Source organism: Arhodomonas sp. KWT, from assembly GCF_010993615.1.
Window position 1 is genome coordinate 1 of the sequence record NZ_WNXE01000106.1, and the last position, 1,339, is coordinate 1,339.

General features: G+C 73.4%; 2 protein-coding genes. Both read right to left on the reverse strand.

Going from position 1 to position 1,339, the window contains the following annotated elements:
• A partial coding sequence (locus tag G7A99_RS13480; RefSeq protein WP_240466281.1) for an asparagine synthase-related protein occupies nt 1–479 on the reverse strand: 479 nt, incomplete at its 3' end.
• Nucleotides 476–1,339: class I adenylate-forming enzyme family protein (locus G7A99_RS13485; protein ID WP_163140954.1), on the reverse strand; the 864-nt coding region annotated here is incomplete at its 5' end. The genes G7A99_RS13480 and G7A99_RS13485, both read right to left, overlap by 4 nt.

Sequence of the window (1,339 nt, forward strand, 5' to 3'; positions counted from 1 at the left end):
CCGCCCGGGGCGCGGACCACCAGCTCGAAGTGGTTGTAGCGCCCCTCCAGGCCGCCGCGGATGACGATCTTGCTCGACCAGTCCGCGTCATAGTCGGGGAAGACGGTCCGCATGGCCTCGTCCCGCCAGCGATAGCAGCCCACCGCCTCCAGCATGGGGGCGATGTCCTCCTGCTGGTGGGGCACGCCGAGCTGCTCGACCAGGGCGCGCGCCCGGACCTGGGTCTCCGGATCGGAGTCCCGCTCCGGCAGCATCAGGGCGAACACCCGCCGTGGCCCCACGGCACGCACCGCCAGCGCCGCGCACAGGGCGCTGTCGATACCGCCGGAGACCGCCACGACCAGGCCGCGGCGGCCGATGCGCTCGGCGAGCAGGCGGCGCAGCCCGGCGGCGATACGTTCCGCCTCGGCCTCGCAGTCCAGGGCCAGCCAGGGATGGAGCCCGCCACCGGCGGGCGCAATGGGTTGGGTCACGCTCATGTCTCACCCTCCGCAAGGGCTGTGGCCTGCTGGGCCGGTATGGGGTCCGCGGCGAGGCGGAAACGCTGGAGCTTGCCGGAGGCGGTGCGCGGCAGCGCCGCCGCGCAGATCACCTCCCTGGGGACCTTGTAGGCGGGCAGCCGCTGCCGGCAGTGGGCGAGCACGGCGCGGGGCGAGACCGCGGCGCCGTCCCCGGGGACGACCACGGCGCGGATTACCTGGCCGAGGAACTCGTCGGGCATGCCCACGACCCCGGCCTCCGCCACGCCCGGGCAGCCGGCGAGGACCTCCTCGACCTCTTCCGGGCTGACCCGGTGGGCACCGGTCTTGATCTCGTCGCCGATCCGCCCGACCAGGTAGAGGAAGCCGTCGTCATCGAGCCAGCCCAGGTCGCCGGTGTGGAGCCAGCCGTCACTAAGCACACCGGCGGTGAGCTCCGGTGCCCGCCAGTAGCCCTGCATGACGTTGGGCCCACTGACCCAGACCTCGCCGCGCGTGCCGGGCGGACATGACCGGCCCTCGGGGTCACGCACGGACACCTGCACGCCGGGCAGCGGCCGGCCCACGGAACCGGGACGCTGGTCCAGGCGCTCCGGCGGGAGGTAGGCGATGCGGGCCGTGGCCTCGGTCTGGCCGTACATCACGAAGACCTCGGCCCGCGGGAAGGTATCCCGCAGCCGCTGCAGCAACGGCGCCGGCATCGGCCCGCCGGCATGGGTGAGATAGCGCAGCCGGGGCAGCACGATGCCGTCGGGCCGATGGCGTCCGAGCAACAGCGCATAGGTGGCCGCCACGCCCGAAAAACCGGTGACAGCCGAGCCTGCGAGTGTCTCCAGAACCCGCTGCGGGTAGGCCATGGA